The 14780-nt window shown below is 62.9% G+C and carries 14 protein-coding genes, 1 tRNA gene and 1 pseudogene; 8 read left to right on the forward strand and 8 right to left on the reverse strand.

Features of this window, described 5'->3' with window-relative positions; genetic code table 11:
- Positions 1–36: 36 nt before the first annotated feature.
- The gene (locus KQH60_RS11540; RefSeq protein ID WP_237576583.1) at positions 37–2010 is read right to left on the reverse strand and encodes an ATP-binding cassette domain-containing protein; all 1974 of its coding nucleotides are present in this window, start codon (positions 2008–2010) and stop codon (positions 37–39) included.
- A 211-nt stretch (positions 2011–2221) separates the two neighbouring features.
- Between KQH60_RS11540 and KQH60_RS11545 the strand changes: the two are divergent.
- The 3 genes and pseudogenes from KQH60_RS11545 to KQH60_RS11555 all read left to right on the forward strand — a co-directional run bounded on the left by KQH60_RS11545 (position 2222) and on the right by KQH60_RS11555 (position 4046).
- Positions 2222–2385 (forward strand): annotated as a pseudogene (locus tag KQH60_RS11545) (rubredoxin).
- 147 nt (positions 2386–2532) lie between these two features.
- Positions 2533–2607 (forward strand) — tRNA-Arg (locus KQH60_RS11550).
- 350 nt (positions 2608–2957) lie between these two features.
- Entirely contained in the window at positions 2958–4046 is a 1089-nt protein-coding gene (locus KQH60_RS11555; protein ID WP_237576584.1) for a glycosyltransferase, read from the forward strand.
- Between the two features lie 113 nt (positions 4047–4159).
- Here KQH60_RS11555 and KQH60_RS11560 read toward each other — a convergent pair whose 3' ends face one another.
- Positions 4160–4297, reverse strand: a complete 138-nt coding sequence (locus KQH60_RS11560; protein ID WP_237576585.1) for a hypothetical protein — start codon at positions 4295–4297, stop codon at positions 4160–4162.
- A gap of 422 nt (positions 4298–4719) precedes the next feature.
- On the opposite strand from KQH60_RS11560, the gene KQH60_RS15080 reads away from it, so the two are divergent.
- The 5 genes from KQH60_RS15080 to KQH60_RS11590 all read left to right on the forward strand — a co-directional run bounded on the left by KQH60_RS15080 (position 4720) and on the right by KQH60_RS11590 (position 9193).
- Positions 4720–6597: a glycosyltransferase gene (locus KQH60_RS15080; RefSeq protein ID WP_368669346.1), complete on the forward strand. Its 1878-nt coding sequence runs from the start codon at positions 4720–4722 to the stop codon at positions 6595–6597.
- A gap of 165 nt (positions 6598–6762) precedes the next feature.
- Positions 6763–7266 carry a YbhB/YbcL family Raf kinase inhibitor-like protein gene (locus KQH60_RS11575; RefSeq protein WP_237576586.1) on the forward strand — a complete coding sequence of 168 codons (504 nt, stop codon included), beginning with the start codon at positions 6763–6765 and terminating at the stop codon, positions 7264–7266.
- Between the two features lie 399 nt (positions 7267–7665).
- Positions 7666–7968 carry a DUF1488 domain-containing protein gene (locus KQH60_RS11580; protein ID WP_237576587.1) on the forward strand — a complete coding sequence of 101 codons (303 nt, stop codon included), beginning with the start codon at positions 7666–7668 and terminating at the stop codon, positions 7966–7968.
- Between the two features lie 43 nt (positions 7969–8011).
- Positions 8012–8611 (forward strand): glycine zipper domain-containing protein, encoded by a 600-nt coding sequence (locus KQH60_RS11585; protein WP_237576588.1) that lies wholly within the window; start codon positions 8012–8014, stop codon positions 8609–8611.
- A 141-nt stretch (positions 8612–8752) separates the two neighbouring features.
- Positions 8753–9193 carry a PA2169 family four-helix-bundle protein gene (locus KQH60_RS11590; RefSeq protein ID WP_237576589.1) on the forward strand — a complete coding sequence of 147 codons (441 nt, stop codon included), beginning with the start codon at positions 8753–8755 and terminating at the stop codon, positions 9191–9193.
- Between the two features lie 144 nt (positions 9194–9337).
- Here KQH60_RS11590 and KQH60_RS11595 read toward each other — a convergent pair whose 3' ends face one another.
- The 6 genes from KQH60_RS11595 to KQH60_RS11620 form a co-directional block, all read right to left on the reverse strand.
- Positions 9338–9688 (reverse strand): BON domain-containing protein, encoded by a 351-nt coding sequence (locus KQH60_RS11595; protein WP_237576590.1) that lies wholly within the window; start codon positions 9686–9688, stop codon positions 9338–9340.
- A gap of 52 nt (positions 9689–9740) precedes the next feature.
- Positions 9741–10631 carry a YihY/virulence factor BrkB family protein gene (locus KQH60_RS11600; RefSeq protein ID WP_237576591.1) on the reverse strand — a complete coding sequence of 297 codons (891 nt, stop codon included), beginning with the start codon at positions 10629–10631 and terminating at the stop codon, positions 9741–9743.
- A 135-nt stretch (positions 10632–10766) separates the two neighbouring features.
- Positions 10767–12233 (reverse strand): alpha,alpha-trehalose-phosphate synthase (UDP-forming), encoded by a 1467-nt coding sequence (gene otsA / locus KQH60_RS11605; protein WP_237576592.1) that lies wholly within the window; start codon positions 12231–12233, stop codon positions 10767–10769.
- A gap of 154 nt (positions 12234–12387) precedes the next feature.
- Positions 12388–12597 carry a hypothetical protein gene (locus tag KQH60_RS11610; RefSeq protein ID WP_237576593.1) on the reverse strand — a complete coding sequence of 70 codons (210 nt, stop codon included), beginning with the start codon at positions 12595–12597 and terminating at the stop codon, positions 12388–12390.
- 187 nt (positions 12598–12784) lie between these two features.
- Entirely contained in the window at positions 12785–13054 is a 270-nt protein-coding gene (locus KQH60_RS11615) for a hypothetical protein (RefSeq protein ID WP_237576594.1), read from the reverse strand.
- Positions 13055–13185: 131 nt separating this feature from the next.
- Positions 13186–14607 carry a sigma-54 dependent transcriptional regulator gene (locus KQH60_RS11620; RefSeq protein ID WP_237576595.1) on the reverse strand — a complete coding sequence of 474 codons (1422 nt, stop codon included), beginning with the start codon at positions 14605–14607 and terminating at the stop codon, positions 13186–13188.
- Positions 14608–14780 lie beyond the last annotated feature (173 nt).

Genomic DNA, 14780 nt, shown 5'->3' on the forward strand with positions numbered 1-14780 from the left:
CGTGCGTGCTGCCGGCAGCCGGGGTGGGAACGGGCGCTATTTTACCGGCTTGCGCTTGGCCTCCAGCATCTCCCAGCGCTCGAGCGCGGCCAACAGTTCGTCGTCGATCGCCGCATAGCGCTCGGTGAGCCGCGTGCCTTCGGCCGGATCTGTCACAAAGATCGACCCGTCTTCCAGCCGCGCACTGATGGACTGCTGCTCCGCCTCGAGCTGCGTAATCCGCTCCGGCAACGCATCCAGCTCGCGCTGCTCGTTGAACGTCAGCTTGACGCTGCGCTTGTCGTTGCGCCCCGAGGCGGCGCTGGGCGCGTCATGCAATGCACCGTCGCCTCTCGGTGCAGCCGGGATGTTCGCGGCGACCTTCGCCGGCGGCGCGGCACTGGCTTGAGCCCGTGCATCGGCGCGCGCCTTCTGCGTCTGCCAGTCCGAGAAACCGCCAACGTACTCGCGCCACTGACCGTTTCCTTCCGCCGCGATCACCGACGTAACCACGTTGTCCAGGAACGTGCGATCGTGACTCACAAGCAGCACCGTGCCGTCATAGTCGGTCAACAACTCCTCGAGCAGCTCGAGTGTCGGGATGTCCAGGTCGTTGGTCGGCTCGTCCAATACCAACACATTCGCAGGCCGTGCGAACAATCGCGCCAGCAACAGCCGATTGCGCTCGCCGCCAGACAATGACTTGACTGGCGAGCGCGCGCGTTCTGGCGAAAACAGGAAGTCGCCCAGGTAGCTCATCACATGCTTGCGGGCGCCGTTGATCTCCACCCAGTCGCTGCCCGGGCTAATCGTGTCCGCAAGGCTGCGCTCCGGGTCCAACTGCGCGCGCATTTGGTCAAAGTATGCAATCTGCAGATTCGTGCCGGTGCGCATCCGACCTTCGTCCGGTGCAATCTCGCCGAGCATGAGCTTGAGCAACGTGGTCTTGCCCGCGCCGTTCGGACCGACGAAGCCAATTTTGTCACCGCGCATCACGGTGGTCGAAAAACACGCGACGACCGTTTGCTCACCGTAGCACTTAGTCACGTCGGTGAGCTCGGCGACGATCTTGCCGGACTTGTCGGCCTGGCTCACGTCAAGGCGCACGTTGCCCTGCACATTGCGCCGCTGTGCGCGCTCATTGCGCATCTGCACGAGGCGCGCGATGCGCCCGACGCTGCGCGTGCGACGCGCCTCGACGCCCTTGCGGATCCAAATCTCCTCCTGGGCGAGCAACTTGTCAAACTTCGCGTTCTCGACGGCTTGCACTTCGAGTTGCTGCGCCTTGCGGGTCTGATAGGCCGAGAAATTGCCCGGGTATGACAACAAGCGCCCGCGATCGAGTTCGACGATACGGGTCGCGACGCGATCGAGGAACGCGCGATCGTGCGTGATGAACAACACGCTGCCGCGCAGCGACAACAACAGTTCCTCGAGCCAGCGTATCGAATCAAAATCAAGATGGTTGGTCGGCTCGTCCAGCAGTAGCACATCGGGCTGCGTCACCAGCGCGCGTGCCAGCGCAACGCGCTTGAGTAGGCCGCCAGAAAGTTGATCCACCCGCGCGTCGCCCTCCAAACCCAATTGGGCGAGCGTAGTCGCGACCCGGGTGCGCCACGCCCATCCGTCATGCGCGTCCAGCGCACCCTGCAGCGCATTCATGCGCGTTAGCAACGCGTCATGTGACGAGCCCTCGGGCGTATCGGCTAGCGCGTGCGCAACGTGGTCATACTCGTCGAGCAGCACCCGGGTATGCTCCAGCCCCGCGGCCACCGCATCGAACACGTGCATGCCGGGGTCGAAGACCGGCTCTTGTGGCACGTAGACGGTAGTGAGCGCCTGCGTGCGAGTGATCAAGCCGTCGTCGGGCTTGGTCAGACCGGCGACGATTTTCAGCAACGATGACTTGCCCGCACCGTTGCGGCCGATCAGGCCCACCCGCTCGCCCGGCTCAATCGAAAAGTCCGCGTGGTCGAGCAGCGCGACATGGCCGAACGCGAGTTGCGCGCCGGTGATAGAAAACAGCGACATCGGGTCGGGAAAAGGACAGGAAAACACCCATTGTACCGGCCAGACGCGCGCCACCGCGCATGGACCCGCATCGGTCGAATGGCCGATGCGGGTCCACGCCATGCGTTACGCTAACAGCGTGGCTTTCCGAGCAGACCGGAAAGGGCCAAAAGTTGCAGTCGTGCCTGACGTGATTGAATATAAAAATTGGGGCTGCTTGATTTGCGGATGAATCTACAAGGTTGACGATACCCATGAGGCAAAAGGGCTACCGGGGCAAAAGGGCTGCCGGATGAAGGCATCGCACCCAGCACGCGTTTTGCCCATATCCCGACGCACGGGCGCTGTCCGTTGTGTGACGTCAGCCAGGCCGACTTCGCTGTGGTGGAATACTGAGCGTGACGCCGATGCGGCCCAGGGATCGCGCTCGTGGTATCCTTACGAACCCCGGGATCTCGACGACTCGCCCCGACGCACAGCCGTGCTGCCGGTGCACGGCTTCCGATGCGCCGCCGGGTCGCGTGTCATCGATGATGGCTCCCTCTCGCCGTAGCACAATGGATAGTGCACGCGCCTCCTAAGCGTGAGATTCAGGTTCGATTCCTGACGGCGGGACCATATTGCCTCACGGCGCGACGAGATAGCGACCACTTTGCCGCCATTTGTCTGCGCGCGCCGCTCCCAGCTTAACAGTGTCCACGGCCTTGCTTCGCCTCAGCAGGTTAAGATCTCCGAAGGTTGCCTCCACGACAACCGCCGCACGCCAGCGTTGGCCCGTGTACTCGTGATCTGCGGGCGCTTTGCATGCGGCACCGCGTCGCGACGATGTGGTGCATCGCACATAAATGATCTCCATCGGACGGTAAGGTGTGGCAAGCCCACTGCGATGCGCGGGTGCGAGCGCGCCGCGCGGTCCCTGCATGTCTCGGGCCGGGCAGTGTGACGCGAACCGCCTTCTCACGCCAGCTATGACTTTTTCCGGACGTGTATCCTCGAGCACGCTGCTGACCGTTGTCGTGCCCGTCTACAACCTCGAAGACTGCATCGCGAATGCGTTGCAGTCGATACTCAAGCAACGCCATCTCGACGAGATCACGACACTGGTGATCGACGATGGTTCGACCGATCGATCCCACGAGCGCATCGACGCGATCGTGCGAGCCCATCCGCACGCCGATATCCGGGTGATCACGCAGCCCAACGGCGGATGCAGCGCGGCCCGCAATACCGGCATCGCACAAGCGCAGTCGCCGTACCTAGCCTTCCTGGATGGCGACGACGCGTGGGAACCGGACTTCTCCGACAAGATCATTCCGATCCTGCGGACAGGGCGCGCCGACGTGATCGACTACAACATTTGGATCGTGGGCCGCAACGGCAAGCAATCGGACGAGTTGACGATGATCGGCGCCCAGTGGGCTGGCGAGCATCAGGTGGACGATCGGCTGCTACTGGATGTCGCGGCTACCTACGAGATGTTCGCGTGGGCCCGTATTTACCGGCGCTCGTTGTGGGATGGCATCGCGTTCCCGCCTGCCCAACTGTATGAGGACGCCGCGGTCACGCCCTATCTGTACTTGCGTGCCCGCACGGTGCATCGGCTCAGCGAGCGCCTATACAACTACTATCGACGCTCGGGCAGCATTACGCAGGTCATGAACACGCGCAGCGTGCAGGATCTGGCCAAGAATGTCGAGCGCGCGCTGTCGCAATGCGCTGAGCCGGCGCACCGGCATTACTGGATGACGCTCACTGCGATGGGATTCGCACACGCGCGTCGGGAAGCGGCCCGAGTCGACGGCCATGCGCTGGGCGATGCGCTGCGCATTATCGACACATTGGCTCAGCATTGCCGCGCCGTCGCGCAAGTCTACCCGGAATTGACCAAACACGTGTCATTCGACGGCTATCGCGGCGCGCTGTACCGGGAGCGCGCAGTGTTCCTGGCCAAGCGCGCGATCAAGCGACTGATCGGCCGAGAGCGGCGCCCGGGGACACCCGCTGCAGCGAGCAAAAAAACCTCGGCCGCGGTACCCGCGCTGCAAGACGACCGCTAAACGCAACGCTGCGGCACCTTCACTCAATGCCGCGCATGAAACACGCTCGCGTGTTGCCGCGCCAGCTAGCGCACCGACCGCAACGCGAACAGCATGCCCGTGGCAATCGCGCATTACAGCATCGCGTGATCGCGGGAAAACGCACCCCACTTAAGCAGTGTCGGCTCCTGGACAGCCGTGACCAGAAACAAGCCATGCAGCGCCGGCTCATAGATCGGCCGCCCGCAAAACGGCGGGTAATGATGCACCATCGATGCACCATCCGCCGCCCCAGGGCCAACGCGAGCAACCCGCTTGCCACGGCGGCCACCACGATCTGTTAATCTTGGCTGTAGTGCCACATTGGGCTGTAGTGCCGCATTGGCGATCCCGCCCGTACTGCGATAGTGGCGAAACGCGCGCCCACCAAGGCGACACCACCAGCACCAGGCCGTTTTGAACAAGTCTAAACAGGTCTACATTGGCCATCCGAGCCGCGTCGTGACATGGTGAGGCCTGTAGGACTCGGCGCGCCGGCGACCGCGCCACATGGGCATCGATAAATATATTGAATTGTCACGAAGCTGTGTTATGCGCGGCCGCGCCCTTGGTCAGGCAATTGTCGGCGTACGGGTCGCCGCGGCCAAATCCATTAATATTGTCGGTTTCGCCGTTACCTTCCCCTCATATCGTCATGACCGTGCATCGCGAACCGCTCAGTGTGATCATCATCACGCTCAATGAGGCCCACGACATCGAAGCATGTCTGGCGTCCGTGCGCGGCCTGGCCGATGAGATCGTCGTGGTCGACGCCGGCAGCACCGATGCGACGGTGCGGATCTGTGAGCGCTTCGGCGCAAGGGTCGTCACAGCAGACTGGCCGGGATTCGGCCCTCAGAAGAATCGGGCACTTGCGCTCGCTACCCGGCCGTGGGTACTGTCGCTGGATGCCGACGAGCGCGTGACACCGCAGTTAAGGGAATCGATCGAAGCGGTACTGGCCGGGCGCGGCCCGTCCGGCTGTACGGGGTACGCGATGTCCCGCCGCTCGCAATTCCGAGGCCACTGGGTCCATCACTCGGGCTGGTCGCCGGATTGGGTGGTCCGGTTGTTCCGCCGCGAAGCGGCTAGATTTTCGGACGATGCCGTACACGAGCGGCCCATCGTCGAAGGCCCCACCGGACGCCTCAACGGCCGGTTGCTGCACTATAGCTATCGCTCTGGCGAAGAGGTAGCGGACAAGACACTGGCCTACGCTCGCGCCGGCGCCCAGATGTTGCGCGCACGCACGCGCCGCATCAGCGCATTGGCCCCCCTCGCGCACGGCGGCTTTGCTTTTATACGCACGTTCATGTTGCGTGCTGGATTCCTCGATGGGTTGACGGGGCTGAGCATCGCGCGGATGAATGCGCGGGCGACGTTCCTGAAGTACCACTATGCGCGGCACGCAGACTCGTCAGCGCGCGGCGTCAGCGACACTGGCGGCTCTGGCGACACCTGGCGGGGACTGCGCATCGGTTTGTCGTGCCAGGCGTTGCGCCACGCCGGCGGCTTCGAGCGCTACGCGCGCGACATTATTGGCGCAATGGCAGCGCGGGGCGTTTGTCCCGTCGTCTTCGCCCGAAAATTCGATAAAACGCTACCCGAGTACAGACTCGTCGATGCGCAAGCCATCCGGGTCAATTGGCTGCCGCGCGCGCTGCGCGATGCGGCGTTCTCCTGGCGGCTGCGCGCGCGCCGGACACGCAGTCAGGTGGATCTCGTGATCGCGTGCAATCGGGTCGACTCAGCCGACATCGTCGTATGCGGCGGCACGCATCCGGGCGCATTGCACCATGGTCGCAACAAACCAAAGTGGAACGACGGCTGGCAAACCGCGCTGGAGCGCCGCACTTATCACAACGCGAGCGTGGTCGTCGCCCACTCCAGAATGATGGCGCAAGAAGTGCAGCAGTATTTCGGCATCGCGCCGGACAAGATCCGTGTCATCTATCCGCCGGTGCGCAGCGACTGCTTCGCGCCGATGGCGCCGGCACAGCGCGATGCGATGCGGGCGCAGCTCGGCATCCCCGACGGACACGCCGCATTTGTGTTCGTGGCCAACACCGGCAAAGGATTCGAACTGCTGCGCGCGTACTTCGAGGCGAGCGCTGAGCCGGTCTGCCTGTTGGTCACAGGCCGCCCGGTCGCCAGCCCATCGCCGCGGATCCGCTCGCTCGGCTATCGCAAGGACATGCAATGCGTGTTTGGCGCGGCCGACTTCACGATCGTGCCGGCACCCTATGAACCGTTCGGGCTAGTGGGCATCGAATCGATCCTGTGCGGCACGCCGGTGCTCACCGCCAGCAACGTCGGCTGCGCCGAAGTCATTCGCGACGACGCGCAATGGCGCTTCTCGCACCTGGACGCGGGCAGTTTTGCCACGGCGGTCGAACAGGCGCTCACGCGCTGGCGCGCCGGCACCGCGCGGCTCACCCGGCCCAGCGAGCACCTGCTGTACGACCACGACGTGGCCTCTCATACCACACACTTGCTGGCGCTAGCTTCGGAGTTCGCCGGCCGCCGCGCGTAGCGCCGCATCTCGTCGCACAGCGCGCGGCGCCCCCTAGCACGCCACGCGTGATGCTACACTCGCTGGTCTAGCGCGAACGCTGCGACACGCGCGATGCACGGCAATGCCATGCGGCCGCCGTCACGTCGCTGCATCGCGCGTGGTCAACCTACCGGAGCAACGTCCATGGCTGAATTTCGCATTTGGTCCGATCGGTTCTCGCATAATGGATTCATGCCCAAGCAGCAGGAATACGACGACCGCTCGTTTGGCGTCGATGGCGGCAACATGTCGCCCGCGCTGCAATGGGCCGGCCCGCCCGCCGACACGAAGAGCTTCGCGCTAACCGTGTACGATCCGGACGCGCCGACCGGCAGCGGTTTCTGGCATTGGGTTCTCGTCAATATTCCGGCGCATGTGCGCTCGCTGCCGGATAGCGCCGGCAAGGCCGATGGCAGTCTGCTGCCAGCCGGTGCGCTGCAGCTACGCAACGACTATGGCACGGTGGGCTTTGGCGGCGCGGCGCCACCACGTGGCGATAAGCCGCATCGGTACGTGTTCCGCGTCCACGCGCTAAAGATTGACGCGCTACCGATTGGCACGGACACGACCAACGCGGTGGCACGCTTCATGATTCACTTGAACGAAATCGACTCGGCCACCTATACAGGTCTGTACGAATTGAAGTAATTGAACGCGCACGCAGGACTTAACGAGCGCTTGCCACCGTCGTCGCGCTGCTAGCCACGCTCGGCGCGCAACCGACATCGTGTCGCGCATGGCGCTATGTGGCTTCGGCCTGTTCCGCTCGCGCAACAACCGCACCCTGCTCGTCTCGGCGCCACACAAGCGCGACGGCGGCGGGGTGTCATACTCGGCACGGCGCGATTGACCGGCCAACCTGTCGACGCTCCCCCTCATTGCGCTGATTTTCAACATCACCGGCAACCAAGGAGCCTTCTCCATGCTGACGATGGCGGCTACCTTTTCAACGCTGGCGACGCTGATAAGCCGTGTACGGCAACGCGGCGTGGATCCGTTGCATCGCGGCTGATTAGCTACAGGCATGCTGCTTGCTATAAAAAGGGCATGAACGTACCCCCTGAACCATCACCGCATATCACTTTCGAGGACGCGCCACCCTCCTTCGATGGCGCACGGATGATGCTCGACTTCACCGCGTCCGTTGATGGGCGTCTAGTGCAGTGCTCGGTGAGCGCCGAAGCCCTCGAGGACCACTTCGGCGCCGCGTCCGCGCTCGAGAGCGAATTGCTGCAGGCGTTCGAGCGCGGACGCGGCCGCATCCATCGAGTCGCCCGGCTCGCACTGGAGGACAACGACGGTCAACCCGTCGTGCTGCACAGTGGCCTGTTCCGGATCTCGGCAACCTAGCGCTGCCAGGTAATCTGCCCATTCATCCTGCAAAGGAGGTTTCATGTCACTAATCGTTGCGGGACGCTTTAACTCGTTCCCTCAAGCCGAACGCGCGTCGCAGGCCCTGTTCAAGCACGGTTTTGCCCAAGAGGACGTTACCCTATTCTTCGTCAATCCACCCGGCCAGCACGCGCGCTTGCCGACCGGTGGCGACGTATCGACCGACCCCGGCGCACGCGAAGCGCCGAAGGGGGCAGCCAAGGGCGTCGCGCTGGGTGCTGTCGTGGGCGCGGTCGTTGGCGTTGCGGTCTTTACACTGGTGAGCGCGCCGATGCTCGTATCAATCATCGCCGCCGGGGTCGGCGCTTACGTCGGCTCGATGATCGGCGCGATGAGCCACACTCGGCGTGCGCTCGAGCAGCATCCCGGGCGCGAGCGGTTCGTTGACCGCGAGGCGCGTGACGCCGGCGTGCTGGTTGCCGTGCACGTGGACGCGGCCACGCAGGAGAACGCCTCGCGTGTGTTGCGCGATGCAGGTGCGCTGGATATCGAGCGCGCATCCGGACGCTGGCGCGACGGACGCTGGGCTGACTTCGACCCGACCCGCGCGCCGCACGTGGAGCGTGACAGCCAGCCCGATCTCAACGAGCGGCACACTTAGTGTGCCGCATTGGAGGGTGGCGACCGAGTCACCGGTAGCCGGACGAGGGCCACTGGTAGCCGAGCAGGTGGGATAGCCCCCTGCATACCGGATCTGCGCGGTGCGCAGTTTCCGATCAACCACAACCAACGGAGGTACGCGATGGCAACTCATATTGTTTCCGTTCTAAACAATCTGATCGAAACGTCCAAAGACGGCGAAGCCGGCTTCCGCAAGGCGGCAGAGGATGCGTCGAACCCGGAATTGAAAGCGCTGTTCGTTAGTTGCGCGCAATCGTGCTCGCAAGCGGTCAGCGAGTTGCAAGCCGCCGTTCATTCACTCGGGGGCAAGGCCGAAGATCACGGGTCTGCGTCCGGGGCGCTACACCGTGGCTGGATGGACCTGAAGTCAGCGATCAAGGGCCGCAGCGACCACGAGATCCTAGCAGACTGCGAAAAAGGCGAAGACGTAGCAAAGAAACATTACCGCCAGGCACTGGATGAAGCGTTGCCCGCGGACATCCGGATGCTCGTCGAGCGGCAATACGAAGGTGTACTCAAGAATCATGATCGCGTACGCGAATTGCGCGACACCACGGCATGATAGTTTGACTGCCCCGGATGCGGCGACATACACCGCATCCGGGGGGCGCTGCGTCTGGCGGGCGCGTGGAAGAGGTCTATTAAGCTATTTCGCCGCAGGCGTGGCACGTCGCCACACGATGCCTGAGCGCGTGGCGAGATAGCGTTAATTCGCGATGCGCAGGTCGTTGTGTACGCGGGTCACGCCATCGACTGTCCTAGCGGCTGCTGTAGCGGCTTCCTTCGCCTCACGGCTGGGTACGGTACCGGTCAAGCGTACCGCGCCAGCCGTGGTCTTCACGTGGATATTCTGAAAGCCTTTCACGCCCTTTGCGTTCAGCAATGCGGCCTTAACCTTCGTGGTAATGGCACCATCGCTAATTTTCTCGCTAAACGTCTCAGAACCCGAGGATTGCGCGGTGCTGTCGCTGCGGCCCTCGGTCCGCGCGGCCAGCCCGGCCACATGAGCCGCACAGATGATGCCGATGGCAACGCGGATCCATGGTGTCGTTTGCATTGTCTTCTCCCGGATTGAGGTGGCAAGGGTACCGCAAGGAACATGCCCGCACTTAATGCGCGTCATGGCGTCGGCGCGCAGTGGTCGCGGTTACCTCCGCACCAAGCAGGAACACCGACGACGAGAAATACAGCCACATCAGCAGCACAGCGAGGGAGCCTGCGGCACCAAACGTGTTGGCGGTGCCCACGTGTGCCAAGTAAAACGCGAAGATCTTCTTGCCGCCGGAGAACAGCAGTGCCGCCGCCAAGCCGCCCGCCAACGCATCACGCCATTGGATCGACGCATCGGGGACAAACTTGAGCATCGCGGAAAATGCCAGCCAGAGTGAACCGAGTGTGGCCACATGCTGCACCGCATTCGCTATTAAGTACGAAGCGCTTTGCGGTCCCCAGAACCAGTGCCCAATCACGCTGATCGCCGTGTCCAAAATCAATAGCACGACGATCAGGAATGCCACGCCAAGCACCAGGCCAAACGAAATCAAGCGCACCCGCACCACGCTGAGCAAGCTGGCGCGCGTATCCGATACCGGCGCTGGCCAAATCGCGTTCAACGCGCTGTTCAGCGTCGAAAACGTAGCGGATGCGCCAATCACGATACCCAGGATCGACACCGTGGTCGTACGCGTTGCCATATCGGCATGCCACGCGTTGGCCACGATGGCTTGCACGCCTTGCGCAGCTTCGTCGCCGACCACGCCGCGTATTTCGCCGAACAACCGGCCTTGCACCGCGTCCTGTCCGAAAAAAAAGCCGGCCACCGCAATGACAATGACCAGCGTCGGCGCAAGCGAGAATGCGGTATAGAACGCGATCGACGCCGCCATCGTCGGACAGCGATCGTTGATCCAGTGCGAAAGCGGCTCCGATACCCAAGCCAGCAGGTCCCTTGTGCGCGAACGCATCGATTGAGCGCGGGCCTCGAGGGTCGGTTTGGTCATACCCATGTTCCCCATCGTGCAACAACGTGGAGCGTACGTCGTCGCCGCCCAACGCCATCATGTGGAGCAACAGCGCGGCCGCGCAGCACGCCAACGCGGCGGTGCATAGCCGCCACCCTCATTGACTTCAGCTTATCAAGACAACGTGCTGGCAGGTAATCGCACCGGCACACTGGGGCGGGCGAACGCCGCCGGCTGCACCCTCGCGCGCAGGGGCAACGCGTCGTCGCGGTCCATCACGTCACGCAGATCGCGCATGAATGAATCACGCCATACAGACAGATCGTTTTGCCGCAATACCGTCATCATCGCCTGGTGCCGCTGCTGCCTGTCCACCAAAGGCATCGACAACGCGCGACGCATCGCGTCGGCAACCTGCACTAGGTCAAAAGGATTGACAATCAATGCGCCCGGCAATTGGTCCGCCGCGCCGGCAAATTGTGACAATACCAGCACGCCAGGATCGGCGGGGTCTTGCGCCGCGACGTATTCCTTCGCCACCAGGTTCATGCCGTCGCGCAGCGGCGTCACGCACCCGACTTGGGCCGCGCGGAACAGCGCCATCAGCAGGTTGCGTTCATAGTTACGGTTTAGGTATAGGATCGGGGTCCAGTCCAGTTGGGCAAAACGGCCGTTGATCCGACCCGCCTCCGCCTCCAGGTGCTTGCGAATCGACTGGTAATTTTGCACGTCGGTACGCGTAGGCGGTGCGATCTGCATCAGTGACACGTGCCCGGCCAGGCTCGGCGAATCCAGCAACAGCCGTTCGAATGCCTGAAACCGCTCGGCGAGCCCCTTCGAGTAGTCGAGCCGATCTACACTGATGATTAGCTTGCGCTCGCGCATATTTTCGCGCAGCCCGACCACCTGCTTGCGGCTGGCGTTTTGCTGCGCGGCTTTCGCAATGGCATCCGGGTACACGCCGATCGGATACGCAGCGGCCTTGAACCGGTGGTCGAACGCGTGGACCATTCCGTTGCGAAGCAACTGCCCGCCGAATTCACGCTGCACGATGTCGGTAAAAGACTGCAGGTCGCTGTCCGTCTGAAAGCCGACCACGTCGTAGCTGCATAGCGCCTTGAGCAGCGTGGCGTACGGTGGAATTGTATGCAGCACCTCGGGTGCCGGAAACGGAATATGCAGGAAAAACCCAATCGGATTGCGCATGCCGAGTTCGCGGCAGGCCTTGCCAAACGGGATCAAGTGGTAGTCATGCACCCAGATGAGGTCGTCCGGCCGGACCAGCTTCTGCAACTGCCGGGCAAGCATCCCGTTGACGCGCATGTAGCCTTCGTAGTCGGCGCGGTCGAACCGCGTCAAGTCATTCCGATAATGAAAAGCGGGCCACAGCGTCGCGTTCGAAAAACCGCGATAGTACTGGTCATAGTCGCGCCGACTGAGACCGACCGTTGCGTAGGTCACATTGCCCCGGATCTCGATCATTGGCTTGCCCGCGTCATCGCCAATCTCGCCACTCCAGCCAAACCATACGCCGCCGGCCTCCTTCAGCGCATCGTAGACGCCGATTGCCAGCCCCCCGGCCGCGGGACGGCCCTCCTGCGCCGGGGCGACCCGATTGGATACCACGATCAATCTGCTCATAGGGATTGCCACCTGCTGTCTGTTTAAATGACGTTACCGACACGATCGTGCAATTTTCATGCCAATTTCCGCAGTGCACAAAAAAAGGCCGAACGTATTCGACGCGTCGAAAGGCGCAATGACGCAAGGCCCCGACGGATTGACTGGGATCGCGTTACGCGTCCTGCTCTGTCCCGATTTCTCGCTGATAGTCCAGGCCAGCACGGCGGATGCCGCCCTGGTTGTCGACGCCATCTGCCGGCGCGTCGGGTGCGGGCCGGTTTTGTCCGGCCGATAGGCTGTTTTCGTGGTCGCCCGCATGACCCGTGCCGGTGGACGGCAACCGGTCCGACCATTGGCCGGCTTGTGTGTTTGGTCGGCTCATTGCGCCTCCAACTTGCACTGCGTAGTCGCTAATTGTACCGTGCCCGTGCGGCTAAGCTTCACGCCGCCTTCGCATAGCACGGTAAGCGTTACGCCCCGGGTTGTAACCCTTACAGTGACAGGTGAGCGGGCCGCTTTTCAAGGACACCGCGACCTGTGTCGTCGGCATCTATCGGCTGGCCCCCTATTCACGTCGGTCCATTGAGCCGCGCGGACCGCCCGCACAGGCGAGGCCGGCGAGACGTATAGAACGCTGGCGCCCCCACGTGCGGCATGTCCGGGCCTTGCGGCGGCGGATCGCCGATCGGCGGCATGTCAGGCCCGGGCGGATCACGCGTCGGGTCAGGCGGCGCTTCGTCCGGCGGCATGTCCGGCGGCGGCACCTCGGGCGGACGCGGCGGCGTGGGCGTGGATGGATCGGGCTGCGGCGCATGAACGCGCCATTCGAGCGTTGGCATAGGTCGCTTCCTTGAAGGAGACAGTATGGACCCAGCAACACGTATGCCGGCTACGCCCTGCTAAAGAACCTGCCGGTGAATCCCGCTCACGCCCGGGCGCCTGTTCATTCATGAACGGACAACGCTATCCGTTAGCTACCGGCGTACTTCGCCCCAACGTTCTCTGGCGCCTCATCGCTGTCGCCGGTGTCCTCGCCCGAAGCGTTGCGCGCGTCATCGCCATATTCAACCAAGCGGTTGTACAACGTCTTCAGGCTAATGCCGAGGATCTCCGCAGCCCGCGTCTTCACGCCACCGCATTGCTCCAACGTGGCTAGAATCAGTTGGCGGTCCGCGTCGGCCAGCGACGTGCCGAACGGGATGGTCACCGCAGTGCCGGCGGACGGTTTAGACAGCGAGACTTGCAGCGGCACCGATGCGGTCGTGGGCGCATCAGTCGGCGCCATGATGTAGGCGCGCTGCACGTAGTTCTTGAGCTCGCGCACATTGCCGGGCCACGTGTACGACAGCATCGTTTCCTTGACCGAAGGCGGAAAGTGCTTGTCCGTGCCGTAGCGTTGGTTAAGCTCGTCCAGAAAGCTCTGCGCGAGCAACTCGACATCCTTGCCGCGCTCGCGCAGCGGCGGCAAGCTGATCGGAAAAACGTTGAGCCGATGATAGAGATCTAGCCGCAGCTTGCCCTCGACCACTGCCTGCTCGGGATCGCAATTGGTCGCCGCGATCAACCGCACGTCGGTCTCGATCTCCTTGGTGGTGCCGACCCGCATGAATACGCCCGTCTCGAGCACGCGCAGCAGCTTAACCTGCAACTCGATCGGCATCTCGGTGATTTCGTCCAGAAACAGCGTACCGCCGCTGGCGCGCTCGAAATAACCCTTGTGCTGTCGGTCCGCGCCAGTGAACGCGCCCCGCTCATGACCGAACATTTCCGACTCGATCAGCGTCGGCGACACCGCGCCGCAATTGATGGCCAGAAACGCCTGCTTGCGCCGCAAGCTCAACTCGTGCACGGTCTGCGCGGCCACTTCCTTGCCGGTGCCGGATTCGCCGACCAACAGCACTGAAGCGGATGTCGGCGCCACCCGATTGATCTGGTCATAGACTTGCTGCATCGCCGCCGAATTGCCTAGCATCAAGCCAAAGCGCCCAAAGCGGCGCAGTTCGCCACGCAGCGTACCAATCTCGGCGCGTAGGTCGCCAGTACGCGGGATCCTGCTAAGAATCGCCTTGACCCGTTGCACATTGATCGGCTTGACGAGGTAATCCGTTGCGCCCATCTTCAGCGCACTGACCGCGGACTCTACGGTGGCGTGCCCAGTAATGACGACGATTTCCACGCCGGAGCGCAGGTCCAGATCGTTGAACAAATCCACACCGCTGCCATCCGGCAGCTTCAAGTCAGTAAAGACGACGTCTGGCACCTGCCTAACGATTTGGATACGCGCCTCGCGCACGTCGCCGGCCATCGCGATGGTCAGACCATCGCCCGTGATGATCTCCGCCAACGCATCACGGGAATTGGGGTCGTCATCGACTATCAGTATATGCGGCATGAGAAAGGAATCGTGTCCGGAAAATAAGCGGCAAGTCGGCAGCCCCCACGGACGTTACGTCAACGCGCATGCGACGTGCCGCCGCCCTGCCAAATCGGAAAAATTTGCGCGCTTCATCCAGGACTATTACGCCAATCGCGTAACAATTGCCATGTAGAAGTCTTATTTGGTGC

The sequence above is a fragment of the Mycetohabitans sp. B8 genome, assembly GCF_021991875.1.
GTDB lineage: Bacteria > Pseudomonadota > Gammaproteobacteria > Burkholderiales > Burkholderiaceae > Mycetohabitans.

Coding starts and splice junctions, on each gene's coding strand:
- KQH60_RS11585 (WP_237576588.1), top strand. CDS start 8,012: ATGTCACTAATCGTTGCGGGACGCTTTAACTCGTTCCCTCAAGCCGAA.
- KQH60_RS11555 (WP_237576584.1), top strand. CDS start 2,958: ATGACTTTTTCCGGACGTGTATCCTCGAGCACGCTGCTGACCGTTGTC.
- KQH60_RS11575 (WP_237576586.1), top strand. CDS start 6,763: ATGGCTGAATTTCGCATTTGGTCCGATCGGTTCTCGCATAATGGATTC.
- KQH60_RS11590 (WP_237576589.1), top strand. CDS start 8,753: ATGGCAACTCATATTGTTTCCGTTCTAAACAATCTGATCGAAACGTCC.
- KQH60_RS11595 (WP_237576590.1), bottom strand. CDS start 9,688: ATGCAAACGACACCATGGATCCGCGTTGCCATCGGCATCATCTGTGCG.
- otsA (WP_237576592.1), bottom strand. CDS start 12,233: ATGAGCAGATTGATCGTGGTATCCAATCGGGTCGCCCCGGCGCAGGAG.
- KQH60_RS11580 (WP_237576587.1), top strand. CDS start 7,666: ATGAACGTACCCCCTGAACCATCACCGCATATCACTTTCGAGGACGCG.
- KQH60_RS11560 (WP_237576585.1), bottom strand. CDS start 4,297: ATGGTGCATCATTACCCGCCGTTTTGCGGGCGGCCGATCTATGAGCCG.
- KQH60_RS15080 (WP_368669346.1), top strand. CDS start 4,720: ATGACCGTGCATCGCGAACCGCTCAGTGTGATCATCATCACGCTCAAT.
- KQH60_RS11620 (WP_237576595.1), bottom strand. CDS start 14,607: ATGCCGCATATACTGATAGTCGATGACGACCCCAATTCCCGTGATGCG.
- KQH60_RS11610 (WP_237576593.1), bottom strand. CDS start 12,597: ATGAGCCGACCAAACACACAAGCCGGCCAATGGTCGGACCGGTTGCCG.
- KQH60_RS11615 (WP_237576594.1), bottom strand. CDS start 13,054: ATGCCAACGCTCGAATGGCGCGTTCATGCGCCGCAGCCCGATCCATCC.
- KQH60_RS11540 (WP_237576583.1), bottom strand. CDS start 2,010: ATGTCGCTGTTTTCTATCACCGGCGCGCAACTCGCGTTCGGCCATGTC.
- KQH60_RS11600 (WP_237576591.1), bottom strand. CDS start 10,631: ATGACCAAACCGACCCTCGAGGCCCGCGCTCAATCGATGCGTTCGCGC.